Here is a 22,357-nt window from a genome sequence, read left to right as displayed (position 1 = left end):
ATGCATAAAGAATTTTAAAATACTCTATTATAGCGTAAAATTAGATTTTTTTTTATACATCTTGATAATCTATGAAAGCCAAAGTTATTGTTGGTATGTCCGGCGGCGTTGATTCATCCGTTGCCGCCTGGCTATTGCTTGAACAAGGCTACCAGGTCGAAGGCCTTTTTATGAAAAATTGGGAACAGGATGATAGCGAAGGCTATTGTGCTGCAGCCGAAGATTTAGCTGATGCACAAGCAGTCTGTAACCAATTACATATACCCCTTCATAGTGTTAACTTTGCCAAAGAATATTGGGATCGCGTATTTGCACATTTCCTTAATGAATATCAACAAGGCCGAACCCCTAATCCAGATGTTCTCTGTAATAAAGAAATTAAATTTAATGCTTTTTTAAATCATGCTCTAACCCTTGGAGCCGATTACATTGCTACCGGACATTATGCAAAAGTTCGTGTAGATAATGGAATTGGTACATTATTAAAAGCAAAGGACAGGGAAAAAGATCAGACTTATTTTCTGCATGCAGTTGAGCCTACAGCGCTAGCCAAGACACTCTTTCCTATTGGAGACTATCACAAAAGTCAAATTAGAGAATTTGCTAAAGCACTAGGCTTGGTTACTCATAATAAAAAAGATTCTACAGGAATATGCTTTATTGGTGAAAAACGTTTTAAAGCCTTTCTTAAAGAATTTATTTTAGCCAAACCCGGTGACATTAAGAGTAGTGTTGGCGAATTACTGGGACGACATGATGGTTTAATGTTTTATACTCTAGGGCAACGTCAAGGTCTAGGAATAGGTGGTCGCCAGAGTGCAAATGATGAACCTTGGTATGTTGTTGATAAGGAAATACCAACAAATACATTGATTGTTGCTCAAGGCAGTGACCATCCCATGTTGTACGCTCAGGGATTAGTGTGTGGTCCACTCCATTGGTTAGATGATCGCAGTGAAAATTTGCCATTAACTTGCTATGCAAAAACACGCTATCGTCAACTTGAGCAAGCTTGTGTTGTATCACCTGCCAGTAATGGGCAGCATTATGTAATGTTTTCTACTCCACAGCGAGCAGTGACACCTGGCCAATATATTGTGTTTTATGAAAAAAACCAATGTTTAGGTGGTACGACGATAGAACAAATTATTCGATAATATTGTACAATTAGAATAATTACCGCTTTAGTACATAACTAAATATCTTTTGGAGTAAATAATGGCCGCAATTAATGCTTCTTCTGCTTCAGGTATTCATTTTTCGGTAAGTGCAGCAGATAAAGTTGCATCACTTATTGCTGAAGAAGAAAATCCTAATTTAAATCTGCGCGTTTTCGTAACCGGCGGAGGGTGTTCAGGATTTCAATATGGGTTTACTTTTGATGAAAAAATTCAAGATGATGACACTGTAATTGAACAAACCTGTTCCAATGGTGAGTCTTCAGTCAAACTTTTAGTTGATTCAATGAGTTATCAATATCTCAGTGACGCTGAAATAGATTACGTACAAAATATACAAGGCGAGCAATTCGTTATTCGCAATCCTAATGCCAAAACAACCTGTGGTTGCGGATCATCTTTCAGCATGGATGATGAAGATGAATAAGATTACAAAAATAGTCGTTAATCATAGCGATTAACGACTATTTTTTTAATAGGGCAATACCACTACTTTAGTCCCAATCTTTATAAAATTTCGATGCAACCAAAGTGCATCACTGGGCCTTACACGAATGCAGCCATGGCTTGCATTGTAATTAGGTACATCATAAGAGCCATGAATAGCATAGTATTTACTGTAAAACATGCAGTATGGCATTTTAGCCCCACCCCCTCCCAAAGGATATCGACTCGAACGACAATTCGCGCCGCCTTTACTAATGATATGATAGGTGCCTGAAGGAGTTCGGCAAGCACGTTTTATATCACGACAATAATTGCTCCCTCCGGAAGCTTTGCCGGTTTTCACCACCTTCCCATTTTGAACAGCTTTCCAGCTTCGTGAGCGAGGATTGAAAATAAAAGTGTTTGATGCGAGGGTTAAATAAGGACCATTTGCCGGGAAGGATGATGCGTGTAGGGGATTTTCAGCCCCTGAAAGCAAAAAAATCAAGCTAAACAAAGAAATAGACCAATACTTACGACTCTTTACTTCTTCCATGATTGTCCTTTTGAACTAAGTAAGCCTGACTTAAATATAGTTCAATAATTAGACAATTTCCTCATCGGTACTCCACAAATTAATTCCAGCTTTTTTTGTTAAAAAATTAATAAAATCCTCATGTCTTTGTTTTTCTTCTTCTGTGGCAAGGATAATTGGGGAGCGACTTATCAGGGCATTTAAATTCTCAACGACGTTATGAGCAGTAGTTTTTACTGACTCTTCTTCATCACCAAAAAGAGTTCCTTGGCCACCAGTCATTGCCAGATAGACAGAAGCCAAAATCTCAGCGTCTAACAAAGCCCCGTGCAACGTACGGTTTGAGTTATCTATTTCATAGCGCTTACAAAGCGCATCGAGACTATTTCTTTGCCCAGGATGCTTCTCTCTGGCGAGCATTAATGTGTCACAAACCGAGCAATAATCATTAATAACAGCGGGCCAATTAAGTCTTTTGAATTCAGCATCAAGAAAGCCTACGTCAAACGCAGCATTGTGAATAATTAATTCAGATCCTTGAATGAATTCTACAAAATCTTTAACAATGTCTTTATACAAAGGTTTGTCTTGCAGAAACTCATTACTAATTCCGTGAACGCGAAATGCACCTTCATCGACTGCTCGTTCAGGATTAATATAAACATGAAAATGATTTCCGGTTAATTTACGATCGAATAGCTCAACACAACCAATCTCAATGATTCGATGACCTAATTCGTGCCCAATACCTGTGGTCTCAGTGTCTAAAACTACTTGGCGCATAAAAAAACTCGAGAAAATAGGAACAGCACGATTCTATCGTAAATAAACATGAACTTAAATCTAAGTAAGGGACTATTTAGAAACACCACTTAAGGGGTGCTCATGAGTTCAATAATCGCTATATTAGCTAATTCATCGGCTCGTTCATTTTCAGGGTGCCCGGCATGACCTTTTACCCAATGCCAATGAATAGTATGGGTTTGAGTTAATACATCCAATTCCTGCCATAAATCAGCATTTTTTACTGCTTCTCGCTTAGAGTTACGCCAGTTATTTTTTTTCCATTGCGCAATCCAAGTAGTCATACCAAGGCGTAAGTATTGGGAATCAGTATATAAATCAACTTCACAAGGACGTTTTAAAGCCTCTAGTGCTTTAATTGCAGCAGTTAATTCCATGCGGTTATTGGTTGTATGGGGTTCAGCGCCATAAAGGGTTTTCTCATGGCCGTTATAACGCAGCAACGCTCCCCAGCCACCTACCCCAGGATTTCCCTTGCAGGCACCATCTGTATAAATTTTTATGGTCATATAAAAAGATCTTGGTAAGGCTCAATATTAGGGTCAATAGCATACCTTGAAAAATCTGTAATACCAGCTTTTACTAGTACTTCTTCATCAATAAAAAACTGTCCAGTGAGCATGTTTGCCGGTTGAGTTAAAATCCAATAAGCCGCATCAGCAACAATCTCAGGCTTTCTACTGGCCTTGTAAATTTGTTCAGGAAAATTAACGCGGATGGCTGCTGTTCCGATGGTTGTTCTAGGCCATAGAGAATTTGCAGCAATACCAGAGGATTTTAATTCTTCAGCAAGGCCTAAAGTACACATACTCATGCCATATTTACTGATGGTGTAGGCAAGGTGCGGTGCAAACCACTTACTATTCATCGTTAGTGGCGGAGATAGCGTTAAAATGTGAGGATTTTTTGATTTCTTTAAATGGGGAATTGCAGCTTGCGCACAGGCAAAGGTTGCTCTCGCGTTGACAGACTGCATTAAATCATAACGTTTCATCGGTGTAGAAACAGTATCGGTTAAACTGATAGCACTGGCATTATTGATCAAAATATCAAGTTGTCCGAAAGTATCAACTGTCTTTTCTATAGCACGATGAATTTGCTCTTCATCCCTTACATCCACCATCAATGGTAAAGCTTTTCCTCCGAGTTGTTCAATCTCCTCGGCGACGCTATGTATGGTTCCTTCAAGCGTTGGATGAGGCGTGTCAGTTTTGGCGGCAATGGTGATACATGTCTTTTCCTTTGCAAATCGATGAGCAATAGCTCGCCCTATTCCACGACTACCGCCCGTAATAAATAGAACCTTTGTCATCATTTCTCCTTAAGATTAATTCCAGCTATCCATCCAAGTACAAATCTGATAAGCCGTCCATGAGGTGGATAAAACCAAGAAACCGTTGTAAAGCGTCGCTGTATAAAAACAGGTTTTAATTTGGAAAAAATATCAAACCCTTCTTGACCATGATAATGTCCCATGCCACTTTGCCCCACTCCACCAAATGGCAAAGAATCAATGGCAACATGAGTTAGGGTGTCATTGACCGTCAATGCGCCGGACAGTGTTTTCTTTTCCAATAGTCTTATTTCATTAGAATCTGTACCAAAATAGTAAATCACTAAAGGATTAGGCAAGGAATTAATTTTTTCAATTGCCTGTGTTAAAGAATCGTAACTTACAACGGGTAATATTGGTCCAAATATTTCTTCTTGCATAACCCTCATCGTGCTATTTACATCAAACAGTAAGTAAAAAGGCAGTCTTCTACTGTAATTACCACCATTTTTGCCGATTTGCACAAGACGAGCGCCTTTTTGGCATGCATCGTCGATAATACGAAGCAACCTCTCTTGATGAGTCATTGAAATAATACTGGTATAATCCTGATTGCTTAATAATTGTGGGTAGTGATTAGCAATAAACTCCTGTGCAAAATTTTCAATTTGTTCTTCCCACGATTTTGGTGCTAATAAATAGTCAGGAGCGATGCAGGTTTGCCCAGCATTGACCATCTTTCCCATAAAAAGTCGCTCAAAATAGTTGTGATGCATTGTTGTAGAAACAAAAGCTGGTGACTTCCCTCCCAGTTCCAAAGTAACGGGTGTCAGATTCTCGGCAGCCTCTTTCATCACTAACTTGCCAACTTTTGGTGAGCCCGTAAACAAGAGATGTCCAAAAGGCAGATTGGTAAATTTTTGAGCAATTTCACTATCACCATTAATTATGATAATTTGTTTTGCAAGACTTGAGGTGCTTATTAATTTTTCCAAAAACGCACCTGTCTGAGGTGTCAACTCGGAGCATTTGATCATGACCCGATTGCCTGCGGCCAAGGCATAGGCTAATGGGCCTAAGGCTAAAAGAATGGGATAGTTCCACGGGACAATAATACCAACAATACCTAAAGGCTGAGGATATAAATAACAGTATGCTGGTTTAAAAAGCCAGGAAACATGGCGTTTACGGGCTTTGGTCCATTTTTTAAGATGCTTTACACAATAGTTAATAGCATTAATTGTTGGAAAAATTTCTAGCAACAATGTTTCATAACGAGATCGATGAGAAAAATCCTGACTAATGGTCTTTGCGATTTCTTCAGCATTGATTTGTAAAATTTTTTTTAAGGTAACCAGGTGGTTTAATCGCTCTTTAACAGAGGGATAAGGATGTTTTGCAAACTCCTCTTTCAACTGGGCGAATAAAAAACTCAACTCCATTTGCTTATATCCTTATCCATGAATGCATGCTCGCTAAATATTGAATCAAGAGCCTGCCAACGTCAATGAGCAGTCTCTTGAGGCAACGAAGTTCACATGCATTGATTAATTACAAACTCACCTTTGAAAATCATTTGCTTAACTACCTCAATATCAGGTGCAAAATAGCGATCTTTGTCATAAGGCTTAACATACTCTCTTAGTTTTTCATAAATTTTTTGTAAACGAGGTGATGTCGTTAAGGGTTTATGAAACTCTAATCCCTGGCAGGCAGCTAAAAGTTCAATGGCAAGAATAGTAGCAGTGTTATCAACCATTGCATGCAATCTTCGCCCAGCATTCGTAGCCATGGATACATGATCTTCCTGATTTGCAGATGTTGGTATGCTATCCACGGAATGTGGATGCGCAAGAGCCTTATTATCGCTGGCACAAGCAGCAGCGGTAACATGAGCAATCATAAAGCCTGAATTTAAACCACCTTCTTTTACTAAATACGCCGGAAGACCACTGAAATTTTTATCGATTAATAAAGCAATACGACGCTCAGAATTTGCTCCAATTTCTGCAACAGCAAGCGCTAAATTGTCTGCAGCCATAGCGACAATTTCTCCATGAAAATTACCACCGGACAAAACGTCTTCTTGCTCGACAAAAACCAGGGGATTATCTGATACAGCGTTTGCTTCCACTTGTAATGTTTGTCCAACAAACTGCATCTGGTGTAAAACTGCCCCCATGATTTGTGGCTGACATCTCAAAGAATAAGGATCCTGCACCCGGGAACAATCCCTATGTGACTCTCTGATAGGGCTGTCAATTAACAATTCTCTATACATTGCTGCTACATCTATTTGCGCTTGATGACCACGTGCTTTATGAATACGCTCATCAAAAGGCACATCACTACCACTCGTGGCATCGACAGATAAGCTACCAGCCATTATTGCAGTTTCAAAAAGCAATTCACTGGCAAAAAATGCTTCCATACACAATGCAGTTGATGCCTGTAGTCCATTTAACAGGGCTAATCCTTCTTTAGGAGCTAATTCTAGTGGTTTTATGCCAGCCAACTTCAATCCTTCTGCTGCACTGATGATTTCACCAGCAACACGGACTTCTCCTTCACCCAATAAGGGAAGCGCTAAATGAGCAAGAGGGGCTAAATCACCCGAGGCACCTACTGACCCTTTTGCAGGGATACATGGATAAATGCGCTTATTATAAAGAGTAGATAAGGCTTCAATCAGTTCTTGACGAACCCCCGAGTAGCCTTGTGCCAAGTTATTAATTTTAAGAAGTAAGATCAAGGAAACTTGATTATCCGACAATAATTCGCCCGTTCCGCAGGCATGAGAAAGGACAATATTTCGCTGGAGTTGTTTCAGATGTTCGGCACTTATTGATTGTTTCGCCAAAGAACCGAAACCGGTATTCACGCCATAAACCGTTCTTTTATCATGAAGAATTTGCTGAATAACTTCACATGAAGCTTGAATCAACGGCAAAGAGCTCTCATCGATTACAAATGGTTGCTGCTTACTTAACAACATTCTAATTTCTTGAAGAGTCAATTGTCCGGGAACAAGAGTAAAAACATCAGTCATTGTTAGGACCTCCAATTGATTCCATCGGTAACCATAGATTATTTTCTTTAGCGCATTGTTTGGCTATTTCATAACCCGCATCTGCATGTCGCATAACCCCTGAGGCCGGATCATTATGAAGAACTCGCTTAAGTCTTCGGGCAGCTTTGTCAGTACCATCCGCGACAATTACCATCCCCGCATGCTGAGAAAAACCTAAACCAACACCCCCACCATGATGGATACTGACCCAAGTAGCCCCACTAGCGCAATTTAATAAGGCATTTAATAAAGGCCAATCAGAAACCGCGTCGCTACCGTCTATCATCGCTTCAGTTTCACGATTGGGGCTTGCTACAGAACCTGAATCCAAGTGATCACGACCAATTACGATCGGTGCTTTCACTTCTTTATTTCTAACCATTTCATTAAATGCCAAAGCCAGGCGTGCTCTATCTTTTAATCCTACCCAACAAATCCTGGCTGGCAATCCCTGAAAGGCTATCTTGTGGCGTGCCATATCCAACCAACGATGTAAATGCTTATCATCCGGGATAAGGCTCTTTACTTTTTCATCTGTTGCATAAATATCTTCAGGATCACCTGATAAAGCAACCCAGCGAAATGGTCCTGTTCCTTCACAAAATAGTGGACGAATATAAGTTGGCACGAAACCAGGGATAGTAAACGCGTCAGTCACCCCTTCTTCATAAGCCATTTGACGAATATTATTGCCATAATCAAAGACAGGGATACCACGTTGTTGAAAGGCCAACATTGCTCGAACCTGCTCGGCCATTGATTTCTTAGCAGCAGTAATAACCTTTTGTGGCGCTGTTTCCCGCATCTTTGCAGCTTCCTCCAAAGTCCATCCGAGGGGCAAATAACCATTCAATGGATCATGGGCGCTTGTTTGATCTGTTACTAAAAAGGGTTTAATACCGCGTCGAACTAATTCAGGATAAATTTCTGCGGCATTCCCTAAAAGCCCTACGGAGAGCGGTTTTCGCTGCTGACAAGATTCGTTTATCCAGGTTAATGCTTCATCAAGATTTTCTGTATACTTATCTAAATAACGCGTTTTTAAGCGTTTTTTAAGACGTGCTATATCACACTCTACCGCAAGTACGCTTGCTCCTGCCATGATTGCTGCCAAGGGTTGAGCGCCCCCCATCCCTCCCAGACCAGCAGTCAAAACCCACTTTCCAGAAAGATCTCCATGATAGTGTTTTTTGGCACAAGCAACAAAGGTCTCATAGGTTCCCTGAACAATCCCCTGAGAACCAATATAGATCCAGCTTCCTGCCGTCATCTGCCCATACATCATCAGCCCTTTTTTATCGAGCTCGTTAAAATGCTCCCAGGTAGCCCAGCGAGGTACCAAATTAGAATTTGCTATTAATACACGCGGAGCATCTTCATGGGTTGTAAATACACCCACAGGTTTACCTGATTGAATAAGTAATGTTTGGTTTTCTTCAAGCTTCTTTAAAACTTCTACAATTTTATCGAAAGAAGGCCAATTGCGTGCTGCACGACCAATACCCCCATAGACGACAAGTGATTCAGGGGCTTCAGCTACCTCAGGATCCAAATTATTACGTAGCATTCGCAGAGCGGCCTCGGTAAGCCAGTTTTTTGCTTCCAGGTGCTGTCCTCTTTGAGCAGAAATATGGCGCTCTTTATCGTTTATATTCATTATCTTACTCCATCCTAGGAATTCCAGTGCGTTATCATACTGGCGGAAATGACTAAATGACAAGCCATACTGTCAAAGGAACCATCAACATGGTAAACTGGAGGGATGTTTTAAAAAATTTAGAGCCTTATCTTGAACAATCTACAAGCAAAGCATCCACCGTCTCTAGGTATTTTTTTTGCAACTGAAATGTGGGAGCGATATGGCTTTTATGTAGTACAAACATTACTAGCACTCTATCTGGCGTTTCACTTCAAATGGCAAGATGAGCGCGTGTATGCCCTAGTTGGCACCTTTACTGCGCTAACTTATCTTTCACCGGTGATTGGTGGTTGGATTGCCGATCATTTACTAGGCCAAAAAAGAGCTATTTTAGTCGGTGCAGTTTTTTTATTTTTTAGTTATTTGTCTCTTTTCCTGATAGCGTCAGATAATGCGCTTACTGCAGCTCTGGCAGGAATCGCTGTAGGAACTGGATTATTAAAACCTAACATATCCTCCCTCTTAGGTAATGAGTATCATGAAGGCTCACCTCGCAGAGAAAGCGGTTTTACCATTTTTTATATGGGCATAACCACCGGGATTATTCTCGGAACGACCCTTCCAAGCTTGCTACATTATCATTTTGGTTGGTCCATTGCCTTTGCAAGCGCTGCATTGGGAATGGTCATTGCCTTTTTTGTTTTTCTTTTTGGGGTTCATCGTTATAAAATTGCAGACTATCACCCTTCCGAATTAACTCCTCCAAAAGCTATTAAAGCTTTTTTTATAATGTTTTTACTATGGATAGCTTCCTTCACTATTCTTCATTATCCTTCATTAGCTGATATTACTTTCGCGGTGGTTATTCTTTTATGTTTTATTTATTTGATTGATGTTATTAAAAGAGAGACTCCCAAGCAGGCAAGACAAACCATTGTTATTGGCCTCCTATGTATTATCTCGGTTATGTTTTGGGCCTTTTATTTTCAAATGTTTTTATCGCTAACCTTGTTTATTTCAAGAGTAGTTGAGCCAAAACTTTTCGGGATATTATTTCCACCACCCTACTACGTGAGTATTCAGAGTATCGGAATGATCATTTTTGGCTATTTTCTCTCCCGTAGCCGTCCTCAACTTGACTCCACGCACAGCGGCATTAAAACGGGAAATAAATTTATTCTTTCTATGATTTTTATTACTCTGGCTTATGTATTGATTATGTTAGTTTCAAAAAGTAGCCATGGAACAACCTTGCTGTCTCCACTTTATTTCATTCCTGCCTATTTAATGATTTCAATTGCGGAGTTATTGCTATCCCCAGTAGGTTTATCAGCAATTACAGTGCTCGCCAGTCGTAAAAAGGTTAGTACCATGATGGGCATATTTTTCGTCTCTTTAGGAATTGGTGCTTTTTTATCTGGGAAATTGGCTACACTCACTGCGGTTAAACCTGAAGAGCTTTCTATTTTGCAGCTGAAGGCGCATTACACGCATACATTTACTCACCTCTTATACATTCTTTTAGCAGCCACTTTTATTTGTATCATCCTAAATAAAGTTATTAAATCGCTGCTAAGCAAGACTGATAGTGATGAGCCGAACACAATAAAATCTTAAATTGACGGTTACCCGAATTGTAACCCAAAAGTTCTCTTCACTTACATTCGGGATAATTAAAAGTATTGTCGGTTTTTTTTCCAAAAATTGACGCTTAAATACAGATATGACATTATTCACCCACTGCATTTTAGGTTATCACCATGACTCACTCTAAGTCCTCCAAATCAATCCTTCCTTTATTCTTGGTATTATTTATTGATGGAATGGGATTAGGATTATTATTTCCAATATTAAATACAATTTTAGTTGAACCACAATCAGGTTTTTTATCCCCAACAATTAGCGTGGGGCTGCGTGACTTTTATTATGGCTTAACTATAGGTATTTTTATGATCTGCTGGTTTTTTGGCGCAGCAATCTTAGGCGATTTATCTGATAATGTGGGTAGAAAAAAATCGTTAATGATTTGTTTAATCGGCTCTTTTTTAGGTTATTTACTCTCTGCAATTGCGATTGCCATTTCTAGTTTTTGGCTTCTGCTTTTAGGACGAATTATTGCAGGATTTACTTCAGGCAGTCAGCCAATAGCGCAGGCAGCAATTGTGGATGTAAGTACCGAAGAGAATAAAGCAAGAAATATCGGACTCATTTTATTAGCAGTTTCTTTAGGTTTTGTTTTTGGCCCTATCTTTGGTGGACTTTTGTCTGATAATCGCCTGATAAGTTGGTTTAACTTTCAAACTCCTCTTTATTTTGCTGCTTTGTTGTCATTAATCAATGCCTTTTTACTTCATTGGTTTTTCTCAGAAACATTTACTAAAGCTCATAATAAAATAAAAATTAAATGGCATCATGCCATCAATATTTTTATTTCTGCTTTTAAACATCCGTCAATAGAGCAATATTCTCTGGTTTTGTTAATCATGATTTTTGGTTGGTCGAATTACTTTTCATTCATTTCATTCTATCTATTCCAAACCTATCATTACTCAGCATTAGCAAATTCTTTCTTTCTTGCTGTATTGGGCCTGGGCTTTAGTATTGGCTGTGGTTATATTGTCAACTATTGCACCAAACGTTATAACTATGACTCTATTGTTATTATGACTCTATTGCTCACTGCCACAAGTGTATTTTTTACCGTTATGATTCAAATACAATGGGTTGCCTGGGTAGCAACTTTGTGCATCGGTATGAGCCTCTCTGTTGCCTATTCGGTTCTTTTGACAATTTTCTCCAACCAGGTCAATGAAAACGAACAAGGGTGGGTCATGGGGGTAACTGGTTCCATTTCGGCACTTTGCTTTGGACTTACATCCATCTTTACTGGGGTCATTGCCCAAGCTGGCGCAGTATTGCCAATGATATTATCAACTATAGGTTTAGCAGGAAGCGCTGCTCTTTTAGCTATGTTCAAGCGCTCAGGGACACTTGAACAATCAACAGAATACTAGGACATGTTTTAATTAAAAGGGATATTAACTACTGAAGGAACAAACCATGAATGAAGAAATTTCATATTTACCAGAGGGTTATGCAACAATTACCCCTTATTTAGTTGTTACAGATGGTGTGAAAGCCATTGAGTTTTATAAAAATGTTTTTGGGGCTAAAGAAGTGATGCGTATGGAAAGTCCGGATAAGAGAGTCGGCCATGCAGAATTAACCATTGGCGAATCAAAATTCATGCTTGCAGATGAATGTCCTGAATCAAATGCAAAAAGCCCCAAGGCATTTGGTGGTTCTCCTGTTGGCATTCACCTCTATGTGAAAGATGTAGATGCCACTGCTGAAAAAGCCGTTAACCACGGCGCCAAAATAGTTAGAAAAATTGAAAATCAATTTTATGGTGATCGTAGCGGCTCGTTAGAAGATCCTTTTGGACACACATGGCATATTGCGACTCACATTGAAGATGTTTCGGAAGAAGAAATGAGTAAGCGATTGCAGAAACTATGCGAATAAACTCAGGCCCAAAATGAGTAACTCATTATGAAATGAGTTACTCATTTTGCTCTAGCGGACTGCTCTTTTTTAAATTCTCTAACCATTTGTTTCTATTGGACATTCCCATATCAGGTTCTTTGATAACATAATGAAGTACATAAAATCCCTTTTCCCCTTTTGTAACTAACTGCAACTCATCCTGTGCCATATTTTTCGGGCTGGTAATGCGAAACTCAAAAAGAACTCGATTAGGAGATTTTTCAAAATAAGTGACTTCCGGTTTAAATCCTGAGCGGTTTAGCGAATAGAGGATTTCTTCGCTAAATTGCAAAGGAGTTGTTTTTTTCTGAATTCCGGGAATAAACTGGCTGGTAATTAACTCATACCAATCCTCCACATTATCCCCCGCTGGCACATACTCTACTGTGGTAATATTGTTAGTCTGCTTTCCCCAGGCTGTTTGCCAGGGTCGATTATCAAAAATAATTTTTTGTTTTTCATAGGTAACAATTTGTGGATCAGGCTTATCTTGTCCTGAGGCAGTAGGACTGCAATATAAATCATTTTTGTAATGATAATAGATAACACATTTAGGATTGTTATCATTGGTCACTTTGATTAAGTTTTTCAAATCGACGGATGATGCATAAGCGCATCCAAAAATTGCAGTAAGGGAGAGAGCGAAAAGGAACCTGATAAATTTATACATGATGTTCTTCCTGAATGAGGTTCTTTATAAGTCTAGCAATTTTAATTTAAAAATTTTGCTCCATAAAAAATATTTAAGGACATCTTCTAATATCTTAAACTTAATATCACTCATTGAACAATATTATAGACTTCTTTACTACTTCCAGGATATGAGATGAAACAATTAATTATTGAGCAGTTGAGAGATGAAACTCCCGGTTGTCACCATGTTCTGCATTTCAATAATGCAGGTTCCTCTCTGCCGCCCATCGCTGTGTATAATGCAGTAAAAAACCATCTTGATTTGGAGTTAATAAACGGTGGTTACGAAGCAGCTAAAATGGCCTCTGATAAAATACAGCAATTTTATGACAATGCTTCTTCATTAATTAACTGCAGTCCGAGCGAGATTGCTTTCCTTGAAAATGCCACAAGAGCATGGGATATGGCATTTTATAGCCTTCAATTTAAACCAGGTGACAGAATATTAACTGCCGTTAGCGAGTATGCTAGCAATTATTTGGCCTTTTTACACCGTGCCAAAAAAACTGGAGTCATTATTGATGTCATTGACAATGATGAATTTGGACAATTAGATTTAGATGATCTCAGAAAGAAAATTAATGAAAAGGTGAAATTGATTGCCATTACCCATGTTCCGACACAAGGTGGCTTAATTAATCCAGCACACGAGATAGGAAAGCTAGCAAATGAGTTCCAAATTCCTTATCTTCTTGATGCAACACAATCAGTCGGGCAAATGCCCATTGACGTTAAAACGCTAAGATGTGATTTTCTGTGTGCGACAGGTCGTAAATATTTACGCGGTCCACGAGGCACTGGTTTTTTATATGTAAGCAAGGAGATTATTCAACAGTGTAACCCTCCTTTTATCGATCTTCATTCAGCAATATGGACTGCAGATAATACTTACATTTTACAAGATGATGCCCTTCGCTTTGAAACTTGGGAACAGAATATTGCAGCCAAAATAGGATTAAGTGAAGCAATTCACTATGCCCTGCAACTCGGCATCCTCCATACGTGGCATCGAATTCAACAATTGGCAAATAAACTACGCCAGAAATTAGAAGAGATCGATTGTGTGAAGTTACAAGATTTGGGTAAAAATAAGTGCGGTATAGTAACATTTTCATCGCCTGATAAATCCCCGGAAGAAATTCAGCAATATTTAGCAACTAAAAAAATCAATATTTCTATTTCTTTCCAAGAGTACGCGCGCCTGGATATGGCAAAAAGAAACTTGCCAGCCTTAGCACGTGCCTCAGTGCACTATTACAACACTGAAAGCGAAATCGATATTTTTTGCGATGAACTGCAAAAATTTTTAAAGCAATAAACTGTCAAAGTCAGAAATATCATCACTTTTATATATTAGATTTTTTAATAATCACCATTAATTGCAATAGTACATTTTGATCTAAAATTAACGTCGCTCCCGCGTAGACGGGACAATTTTCCAGGCAAATAAAGGAATTAATAGGATAGATAGACTCCCGTATCCGTGAAAATGACACCATATGTTATTTTTTTGGAGTAAGTTCTTTTTGGTAATAACAGTTTATTTTTTAATAAGTAGTCGCGCTATTCTACTTAGATCCTTTGAGAGTTTTATCATTTACTGCTATTATCCCCCCCTTTTAAAGAAGATTCCTACTCGCTATGTCTGAGCAACCATTACTTTTAAAGCAGCTTGTTAAAGCCCTGGATGACAATCAAGCAATTGATATCGTTACCATTAATGTGACACAACAAACTTCAGTAACTGACTACATGATTATTTGTAGTGGACGTTCGTCACGTCATGTTAAAGCGATTGCTGAACTGGTTATTGAAAAAATGAAAGCTGAGGGCCTATCCCCCTTGAGCCAAAACGGCTTGGAAACCGGCGAATGGGTTTTAGTTGATTTTGGTGATTTCGTTTTACACGTTATGCAAGCAGATATTCGCTCCTTTTATAATTTAGAAGGCCTTTGGCAAAATCCCAATAAATAAAATACGATGCTTAAAATTACACTACTTGCATGTGGTAATAAAATGCCACCTTGGGTTATAGAAGCAGTTTCTGAGTTCTCGAAGCGCCTGCAGGAGTATGCCAATTTTAATTTAATTGAAATTCCTTTAGCTAAACGCGGTAAGCCCAGTGATTTAGCTCGGATTTTGGATAAAGAAGCAGGTCTAATCGCTGGCGCCATTCCCCAAGGAGCAAGAATTATTGCATTAGATATGAAAGGTGAGACTTTTGATAGTGAAAATTTAGCGCAAAAAATTGAACAACTGCAAAATATTGCGAGTCATTTATGTTTTATCATTGGTGGTCCAGAAGGTTTAGCTCCAGAAATTTTGAATAAAAGCCATGAACGGTGGTCTTTATCGAAATTAACGCTTCCACATCCTTTAGTAAGGATTATTTTACTCGAAGCACTTTATAGAGCTTGGTCTATTCTTCATAATCACCCTTACCATCGATGAAATTTTACGTTAAGATGTGTTGTTTTGTTCTTCTATTTTATAGCAATTTAATATGCGTTCAAACAGATCTGTAAGACATGACCGTGTGGATTCACACCTACAACGCTTTCGATTAAATTTGCTGGTAGCTATTATTATTTTATTGTCGTTTATTCTTTTTTTCCGTCTCGCCTATCTGCAAATAGCACAATTTACTCGGTATCAAACTTTATCGCTTAAAAATCAAATGAATATTATTCCCATTGCCCCACCAAGAGGAATAATTCTTGATAAAAATGGTGTGGTTCTGGCTGAAAATATTCCTGTTTATGTTTTAGAAATCATTCCTGAACGCATAAAAAACACATCCCACACTTTAGATGAACTAAAAAAATTACTTCCCTCCATCACAGATGAAGACATTGATAATTTTAATAAAGCTCGCAAACAAAATCGCTCCTTTGTTCCAATTCCGCTAAAACTCAAATTAACGCAAGAGGAAGTTGCAGTTTTTGCCAGTAATCAATATCGTTTTCCTGGCGTTAGCATCAAAGCACGATTAATGCGTTTTTATCCTTTAGGGGAGGAAACGGCTCATATTCTTGGCTATGTAGGACGCATTAACGTTCAAGAATTACGCCAGGTTGACCCGACTAACTATCGCGCCACTAACTTTATTGGTAAATCTGGTATTGAGAAATTTTACGAAGATATTCTTCATGGCGAAGTCGGCTATCAACAAGTAGAGATTGACGTTAGTGGTAGGACAATACGTGTTCTTAACAAGCAAAATCCCGTTTCAGGTGAAAAACTTTATTTAACGATTGACTCACGTCTCCAAAGAGCAGCATACCAGGCATTGCAGGACAAACGTGGGGCAGTCGTTGCTATGAACACTCGTAATGGTGAAATACTCGCCATGGTTAGCTCTCCGAGCTTTGATCCCAATATTTTCGTTAATGGTATTACTGCAGGTGAATATCAAAAACTTGCTACCGCCAAAGATAGACCTCTCTATAACAGAGCAGTGAGAGGTTTGTACCCTCCTGCCTCAACAATCAAACCTTTTATGGGATTAGCGGGCTTGGAAAAAGGCGTTGTGGATGCGCACTACAGTATTTATGATCCAGGATGGTTTCGCTTGCCAGGTGTAAGCCATGCCTATCGTGATTGGAAGAAAACAGGCCATGGAGTAATCAATTTAAAACGAGCGATTACCGTGTCTTGTGATACTTATTTTTATCAATTAGGGCATAAAATGGGAATTGCAGCTATTGAAGATATGTTGGTGCAATTTGGTTTTGGTCAATTGACGCATGTTGATCTCAACGAAGAAGCAGCAGGTTTAGTCCCTAACAAGCATTGGAAAGCCCAAACTAAGGGTGTTTCCTGGTATCCTGGTGACACGGTAATTACTTCCATTGGTCAAGGTTTTATGTTGGTTTCACCTTTGCAATTGGCTAATGCTACCGCATCTTTAAGCCAACAAGGCAGGCGTTTTCGTCCACATTTATTACAAAAGTCTGTTCAGAGTGATAAGGGCGAAACCCACGAGTACCAAGTTTTGGAAGAATATCCTATGCGTCTTAAGGATGACAGTTATTGGGGCATTGTTGCTGAAGGTATGCAGGCGGTGATTACCAGCAACGAAGGAACAGGTTATCGTTTTGGTCGCAATGCTCCCTACTCTGTTGCGGCTAAAACTGGAACAGCGCAAGTTTTTGGTGGCCGTCAGTATGAAAAGGCACGTTATGAAGATATTCCTGAATATTTACGAGATAACTCACTATTTATTGCCTTTGCACCTGTTGAAAATCCTGAAATTGCAATTGCCGTCATTGTTGAAAATGATGTTGCGGCTTCTTTTGTAGCACGTAAAGTTTTGGATACTTACTTTGAATTGAAAAAAAGTGAAGAAAAACCATGAAAGCACGTTCTGTAAGACCCGTTTATCGGTTTACCACCAAGTCAATTCATATTGATCTACCTCTTTTAGGTTTCCTGCTGACTTTAATTGTCTTTGGCATGTTAATTCTTTATAGCGCATCTAATCAAAATATCAGTATGGTCTTTCGTCAATCAATGCGCCTTGTTTTTGCATTGGGAATTATGATGATTTTTGCCGTCATTCCACCTCATAAATACAAAACATGGACACCTTGGATCTACGGCATAGGCTTAGGCTTGCTTATTGCCGTTATGCTCATGGGAAAAATTGGTAAAGGCGCGCAGCGATGGCTAGATTTAGGATTATTTCGCTTTCAACCTTCTGAAATCATGAAGCTGGCGATACCCATGATGACCGCTTGGTATTTTGATCGTAAATCGCTCCCTATCGATTTAAAATCATTGATCATTGCAGGTGTCATTATATTTTTTCCAGCCTTATTGATTGCAAAGCAACCAGATTTAGGTACAGCTATTATGGTCATTGCCTCTGGTTTGAGCGTTGTTTTTCTTGCAGGAATTAGCATACAAATTTTACTGAGTCTGACTGTAATAATCGGATGTTCAATCCCTTTAGTGTGGCATTTCATGCATGACTACCAAAAACAACGAATCTTTACTTTACTCAACCCAGAACATGATCCCCTAGGCTCGGGATATCATATTATCCAATCAAAGATCGCTATTGGTTCAGGGGGTGCCTTTGGTAAGGGTTGGCTCGAAGGTAGTCAATCTCACTTAAATTTTTTACCTGAACATGCAACTGATTTCATTTTTGCTGTGAGTGGAGAAGAGTTTGGTTTTGTTGGTAGTAGCATTCTAATTATTTTAATTATTCTCATTTCTTTGCGTGGCCTTTATATCGCAAGAAATGCTCAAACAAGCTTTACACGTCTATTGGCTGCAAGCTTATCCATGACATTTTTTCTCTCGGCATTTGTAAATATTGGGATGGTCATGGGTATCTTACCTGTTGTGGGGATTCCTTTGCCATTAGTTAGTTATGGTGGCACGGCTATGGTTACCTTCTTAACCAGTTTTGGCATCCTCATGTCGATTAGTTCACATCGAATTTTATTCAATAGTAATTTTTAAATTGTGCAGTTGATAGAGGCATTGTATGTGTGTCATTCCCGCGCAGGCATAATTCTTTACCCTGTTTGGGGGGATGGATTCCCACCTGCGGGGAATGACATGGATTTAAAGAAAAGCAAGCGTAGGTTGAGCCGTTAAGCTCAATAATTCTAGATAAATTGCTATACCAATGCTGGGCTCCGCAACCGAACCTAGTTGAAATCTATGTTTAACCTAGGTTTTCTGCTGCTAAAAGTCCTGAAACAGGTGCAAAACTTTTACGGTGAATAGCACAAGGACCTAATTCCAGTAACGCATTCCGATGCTTTTCTGTTGCATATCCTTTATGGGCTGCAAAGCCGTAACCGGGATAGACTAAATCTAACTCCTCCATTTCTTGATCACGTAATACTTTGGCTAAAATTGATGCAGCTCCAATGACAGGAATTAAACCATCACCGTCAATGATTGCTTTGCAAGGTATTACTACCTGAGGAACAAAAATACCATCAACTAAAATTTCATCTGGTTGAACTGGCAATGCCTCAATGGCTCTTTTCATTGCTAATAAAGTTGCAAAATGGATGTTTAGTTGTTCAATTTCTTCGACTTCTGCACGTCCATAAGCAAAGCAATAAGCTTCTTGTTTAATTTTGGCAGCAAGTTGTTGACGTTTTAAAGGAGTGAGCTTTTTTGAATCCATAACGCCCTCAATGGGTTTATGCAAAATAACTGCCGCGGTGACAACAGGGCCTGCCAATGGACCACGCCCAACCTCATCAACGCCAGCTATCAATCTATCCACTGCTTAAGCTCCTACTTTTCCTAAAAGAAGTGATAATACCCATTTAAATTCGATTTAGCATCTAAAAAATGGGGGGAAGCAGATAATTTGGACTTATAGATTAATTATTAACCTTTTTTGTTTTTTTGAAAATAAAACCTGGCTTAAATGATGAATTACTGCGTTTTAGAACAAGTTTTTAAATCGTTACCCATTAATGCTTGTTAAGTTAGCTACCTATTTTTACCGGTATTAAAAACTTTGCCTTACGGTGATAATCAATACTCAGGAATATTGAATTTAATTGATTTATCACTGGGGAAATGCGATCATTCGCACAAATTATTACCAATGTTGTGCTTATGACTATGTTAAAATGCGCTGTTATCGGAGTAGGCTATTTAGGCCGTTTTCATGCTCAAAAATATCAAATGCTCCCTCATGTTGAATTAATTGCTGTGTGCGATGTTAACAAAGAAGCATGTGAAAACGTCTCAAGAGAACTTAATGTTCCTGCTTTTTTCGATTACCGCGAACTATTTGGTAAAGTTGATGCGGTCAGTATTGCTGCAACTACTAGCAGACATTATGAAATAGCAAAAGAATGTCTTGCAAATGGTATTCATGTATTAATTGAAAAACCAATTACAGAAACTGTTGAGCAGGCGAATGGATTAATCGCTTTGGCAAAGCAACATCAGGTCAAGTTGCAAGTTGGTCATTTAGAACGTTTTAATGCGGCTCGTTTAGCGCTTGATGCTCACCTTGAACATCCTCTTTTCATCGAATCACAACGTCTGGCACCATTTAATCCGCGAGGGACTGATGTGAATGTGATTCTTGATTTAATGATTCATGACATTGATTTGATTCAAGCCATTGTCAAAAGTCCAATTGTCAATATTGATGCTCAAGGCGCCCCTATTTTGTCGAAATCAATCGACATAGCTAACGCCAGATTAACATTTGAAAATCATTGTGTAGCGAATGTCACAGCCAGCCGCATTAGTTTTAAAACCGAAAGAAAAACAAGAATTTTTCAACCTAATTCTTACATTTCGATTGATTATCAAAATAAACAATTTGCCGTTTTTCAAAAGGGAGAGGGAGAAATGTTCCCAGGTATCCCTGAAATTACCAGACACCAATCCGTATTTGAAAAAGGTGATGCATTATTCGAGGAAATCAAGGCATTTGTAGATTGTATTCAACAGAATACAGTACCATTGGTTACAGGTGAGGATGGACGCGATGCCTTGGAAGTGGCTGCTAAAATTACCTCTTTAATTCACAATAACTTAACGCTACGCAATGCCATCTAATAAAAAGATTGTTATTATTGCTGGTGAAGAATCAGGTGACAAACATGCCGCGAACCTGGTGCATCAGCTCCTTGCAGAAAATCCTAATCTTGAGATTAGCGGGATTGGGGGACGCCATATGCAAGAAGCCGGTGTTCATCTCATTAGTGATTTGGCACGTTTTGGAGTTACTGGTTTAACTGAAGTTGTACGCCATTTAAAAGTAATAAAAAAAGCCTTTAACGCGATTAAGCTGCATCTGCAGGCAACCAAACCTGACTTACTTATTTTGGTTGACTATCCTGGCTTTAACTTGCGTTTGGCTAAATTTGCCAAGCAAGAATTAGGTATTCGCATTTTATATTACATCAGCCCTCAAATCTGGGCCTGGAAGCCGAATCGCATTGAAACTATTCGCGCCAATATTGATAGAATGGCCGTTATTCTACCTTTCGAGAGAGATATTTATCAAAAAGCCGGTGTCCCTGTATCTTTTGTAGGTCATCCGCTGGTTGAGAAAATAAGCCCTTGCCTAGACGCAGAAAAAACGCGCACCAATTTAGGATTACCAACGAATAAACGTCTTATTGCCATGCTACCAGGCAGCAGGAATAATGAGATAGAAAAACATCTTCCTGTATTAATAAAAACTGCCAAGATACTAAGTCAAGAACATGAGAATTTACATTTTGTTCTCCCCATTGCAGGGAGTTTAAAACCGGAATTTGTGACTTCTTATTTTAATAACAGCAATCTACAGATATCGTTTATACTTGGTAAAGCAACAGATGTAGTCGCCTGCAGTGATTGTGTTGTTGTTGCCTCGGGTACAGCTTCTTTAGAATGTGCTTTATTAGAAAAGCCCATGTGTATCATTTATAAAGCCTCTTTGCTTAGTTACATTGCTGCTACTAAAGTAATTCGTGTGAAATACCTCGGCCTATGTAATTTATTAAAAAATGAAATGGTTGTACCGGAATTATTACAGTATGATTGCAATGCGAGAGAATTAAGCCGAATGCTAACTCAATTATTGACAGATAATGACACCATTAATCGCATGATTACTCGTCTTAAACAACTAAAACATTCTCTTTCAGGTCCTCAAGCTGATTGCAGTTTAAGTGAGTTGGTTAAACAGGAATTAAACCTAATTCCTTAATACATTATCGCAAAAAATCCTCTTAATTAATCATAAAAAGGCTGCAATTTTTTCGTAAATTCTAGATTATCAATTAGCCTTCATGTACAATTAATTTTGCTTTCATTTGATGATGAAAGTATTTGGATAGAATGATTTAACTAGAATAAGGAAGTTATGATGAATGTCATTGAAACACAAGCCACTTCACAAATCGTGAAACAAGATCAAGGGCTTCAAGATTTGGTATATAGTTTAGTAACCCGTTTTCTTGCTGAAAATAAAAATAAGCCTATTGACGATCTCTATGACATGATTCTTTCAGAAGTTGAACCACCTCTTTTACAAGCCGTTATGGAAAAGCGTCGTGGAAACCAACTACAAGCAGCAAAAATGCTTGGAATCAGCCGTGGTACAATAAGAAAAAAATTGCAGCGTTACTTTGGCACAAAGTATTTCCGCTTAACAGACGAGTAATGCTTCAGGTCTATATCAGACTATTTCTTTGCAATACTA

22 protein-coding genes are annotated in these 22,357 nt (G+C 38.8%); 13 read left to right on the top strand and 9 right to left on the bottom strand.

Features of this window, described 5'->3' with window-relative positions:
• The first annotated feature begins 71 nt into the window (after positions 1-71).
• A complete protein-coding gene (gene mnmA, locus PXX05_RS05330; RefSeq protein WP_275090028.1) occupies positions 72-1,157 on the top strand; it encodes a tRNA 2-thiouridine(34) synthase MnmA in 1,086 nt (361 codons plus the stop codon).
• A gap of 61 nt (positions 1,158-1,218) precedes the next feature.
• Positions 1,219-1,605, top strand: coding sequence for an iron-sulfur cluster insertion protein ErpA (erpA, locus tag PXX05_RS05325; protein WP_275090027.1), 387 nt, complete (start codon positions 1,219-1,221; stop codon positions 1,603-1,605).
• A gap of 45 nt (positions 1,606-1,650) precedes the next feature.
• Here the strand turns inward: erpA and PXX05_RS05320 are convergent, their stop codons facing one another.
• The 7 genes from PXX05_RS05320 to hutU all read right to left on the bottom strand — a co-directional run bounded on the left by PXX05_RS05320 (position 1,651) and on the right by hutU (position 8,943).
• Positions 1,651-2,160, bottom strand: a complete 510-nt coding sequence (locus PXX05_RS05320; RefSeq protein ID WP_275090026.1) for a L,D-transpeptidase — start codon at positions 2,158-2,160, stop codon at positions 1,651-1,653.
• A 48-nt stretch (positions 2,161-2,208) separates the two neighbouring features.
• The gene (dnaQ, locus tag PXX05_RS05315; protein WP_275090025.1) at positions 2,209-2,922 is read right to left on the bottom strand and encodes a DNA polymerase III subunit epsilon; all 714 of its coding nucleotides are present in this window, start codon (positions 2,920-2,922) and stop codon (positions 2,209-2,211) included.
• Positions 2,923-3,011: 89 nt separating this feature from the next.
• Positions 3,012-3,452: a ribonuclease HI gene (gene rnhA, locus PXX05_RS05310; RefSeq protein WP_275090024.1), complete on the bottom strand. Its 441-nt coding sequence runs from the start codon at positions 3,450-3,452 to the stop codon at positions 3,012-3,014.
• Positions 3,449-4,255 carry an SDR family oxidoreductase gene (locus PXX05_RS05305; RefSeq protein WP_338034434.1) on the bottom strand — a complete coding sequence of 269 codons (807 nt, stop codon included), beginning with the start codon at positions 4,253-4,255 and terminating at the stop codon, positions 3,449-3,451. The genes rnhA and PXX05_RS05305 overlap by 4 nt, the downstream gene beginning before the upstream one ends.
• Entirely contained in the window at positions 4,255-5,658 is a 1,404-nt protein-coding gene (locus PXX05_RS05300; RefSeq protein ID WP_275090022.1) for a coniferyl aldehyde dehydrogenase, read from the bottom strand. Before PXX05_RS05300 ends, PXX05_RS05305 begins: the two co-directional genes overlap by 1 nt.
• A gap of 92 nt (positions 5,659-5,750) precedes the next feature.
• On the bottom strand, positions 5,751-7,265 hold the full coding sequence (gene hutH, locus PXX05_RS05295; RefSeq protein WP_275090021.1) for a histidine ammonia-lyase: 1,515 nt from the start codon (positions 7,263-7,265) through the stop codon (positions 5,751-5,753).
• A complete protein-coding gene (hutU, locus tag PXX05_RS05290) occupies positions 7,258-8,943 on the bottom strand; it encodes a urocanate hydratase (RefSeq protein ID WP_275090020.1) in 1,686 nt (561 codons plus the stop codon). The genes hutH and hutU overlap by 8 nt, the downstream gene beginning before the upstream one ends.
• Before the next feature lie 189 nt (positions 8,944-9,132).
• Here hutU and PXX05_RS05285 point away from each other — a divergent pair, with 189 nt between their 5' ends.
• From PXX05_RS05285 to PXX05_RS05275, 3 genes are all read left to right on the top strand, one after another.
• Positions 9,133-10,542, top strand: a complete 1,410-nt coding sequence (locus PXX05_RS05285; RefSeq protein WP_275090466.1) for a peptide MFS transporter — start codon at positions 9,133-9,135, stop codon at positions 10,540-10,542.
• A gap of 143 nt (positions 10,543-10,685) precedes the next feature.
• Positions 10,686-11,939, top strand: a complete 1,254-nt coding sequence (locus tag PXX05_RS05280) for an MFS transporter (protein WP_275090019.1) — start codon at positions 10,686-10,688, stop codon at positions 11,937-11,939.
• A 46-nt stretch (positions 11,940-11,985) separates the two neighbouring features.
• Positions 11,986-12,450 (top strand): VOC family protein, encoded by a 465-nt coding sequence (locus PXX05_RS05275; protein WP_275090018.1) that lies wholly within the window; start codon positions 11,986-11,988, stop codon positions 12,448-12,450.
• Positions 12,451-12,487: 37 nt separating this feature from the next.
• On the opposite strand, the gene PXX05_RS05270 is transcribed toward PXX05_RS05275, so the two are convergent.
• Entirely contained in the window at positions 12,488-13,141 is a 654-nt protein-coding gene (locus PXX05_RS05270; RefSeq protein WP_275090017.1) for a hypothetical protein, read from the bottom strand.
• A gap of 156 nt (positions 13,142-13,297) precedes the next feature.
• Between PXX05_RS05270 and PXX05_RS05265 the strand changes: the two genes are divergently transcribed.
• The 5 genes from PXX05_RS05265 to rodA all read left to right on the top strand — a co-directional run bounded on the left by PXX05_RS05265 (position 13,298) and on the right by rodA (position 18,636).
• Positions 13,298-14,482, top strand: a complete 1,185-nt coding sequence (locus PXX05_RS05265; protein WP_275090016.1) for an aminotransferase class V-fold PLP-dependent enzyme — start codon at positions 13,298-13,300, stop codon at positions 14,480-14,482.
• A 323-nt stretch (positions 14,483-14,805) separates the two neighbouring features.
• Positions 14,806-15,138, top strand: coding sequence for a ribosome silencing factor (gene rsfS / locus PXX05_RS05260; RefSeq protein ID WP_275090015.1), 333 nt, complete (start codon positions 14,806-14,808; stop codon positions 15,136-15,138).
• 6 nt (positions 15,139-15,144) lie between these two features.
• Entirely contained in the window at positions 15,145-15,615 is a 471-nt protein-coding gene (gene rlmH / locus PXX05_RS05255) for a 23S rRNA (pseudouridine(1915)-N(3))-methyltransferase RlmH (RefSeq protein WP_275090014.1), read from the top strand.
• Between the two features lie 52 nt (positions 15,616-15,667).
• A complete protein-coding gene (mrdA, locus tag PXX05_RS05250; protein ID WP_275090013.1) occupies positions 15,668-17,521 on the top strand; it encodes a penicillin-binding protein 2 in 1,854 nt (617 codons plus the stop codon).
• Entirely contained in the window at positions 17,518-18,636 is a 1,119-nt protein-coding gene (rodA, locus tag PXX05_RS05245; protein ID WP_275090012.1) for a rod shape-determining protein RodA, read from the top strand. Before mrdA ends, rodA begins: the two co-directional genes overlap by 4 nt.
• A 208-nt stretch (positions 18,637-18,844) precedes the next feature.
• Here rodA and rnhB read toward each other — a convergent pair whose 3' ends face one another.
• Positions 18,845-19,420: a ribonuclease HII gene (rnhB, locus tag PXX05_RS05240; RefSeq protein WP_275090011.1), complete on the bottom strand. Its 576-nt coding sequence runs from the start codon at positions 19,418-19,420 to the stop codon at positions 18,845-18,847.
• Between the two features lie 341 nt (positions 19,421-19,761).
• Between rnhB and PXX05_RS05235 the strand changes: the two genes are divergently transcribed.
• The 3 genes from PXX05_RS05235 to PXX05_RS05225 all read left to right on the top strand — a co-directional run bounded on the left by PXX05_RS05235 (position 19,762) and on the right by PXX05_RS05225 (position 22,318).
• On the top strand, positions 19,762-20,721 hold the full coding sequence (locus tag PXX05_RS05235; protein WP_275090010.1) for a Gfo/Idh/MocA family protein: 960 nt from the start codon (positions 19,762-19,764) through the stop codon (positions 20,719-20,721).
• Entirely contained in the window at positions 20,711-21,862 is a 1,152-nt protein-coding gene (gene lpxB, locus PXX05_RS05230) for a lipid-A-disaccharide synthase (RefSeq protein ID WP_275090009.1), read from the top strand. Before PXX05_RS05235 ends, lpxB begins: the two co-directional genes overlap by 11 nt.
• 159 nt (positions 21,863-22,021) lie before the next feature.
• Positions 22,022-22,318, top strand: a complete 297-nt coding sequence (locus tag PXX05_RS05225; protein ID WP_275090465.1) for a helix-turn-helix domain-containing protein — start codon at positions 22,022-22,024, stop codon at positions 22,316-22,318.
• Positions 22,319-22,357 lie beyond the last annotated feature (39 nt).

The organism is Legionella cardiaca (genome assembly GCF_029026145.1).
In the GTDB taxonomy this organism is placed as follows: domain Bacteria; phylum Pseudomonadota; class Gammaproteobacteria; order Legionellales; family Legionellaceae; genus Tatlockia; species Tatlockia cardiaca.
This window is presented reverse-complemented; position numbering and strand designations above follow the sequence as displayed.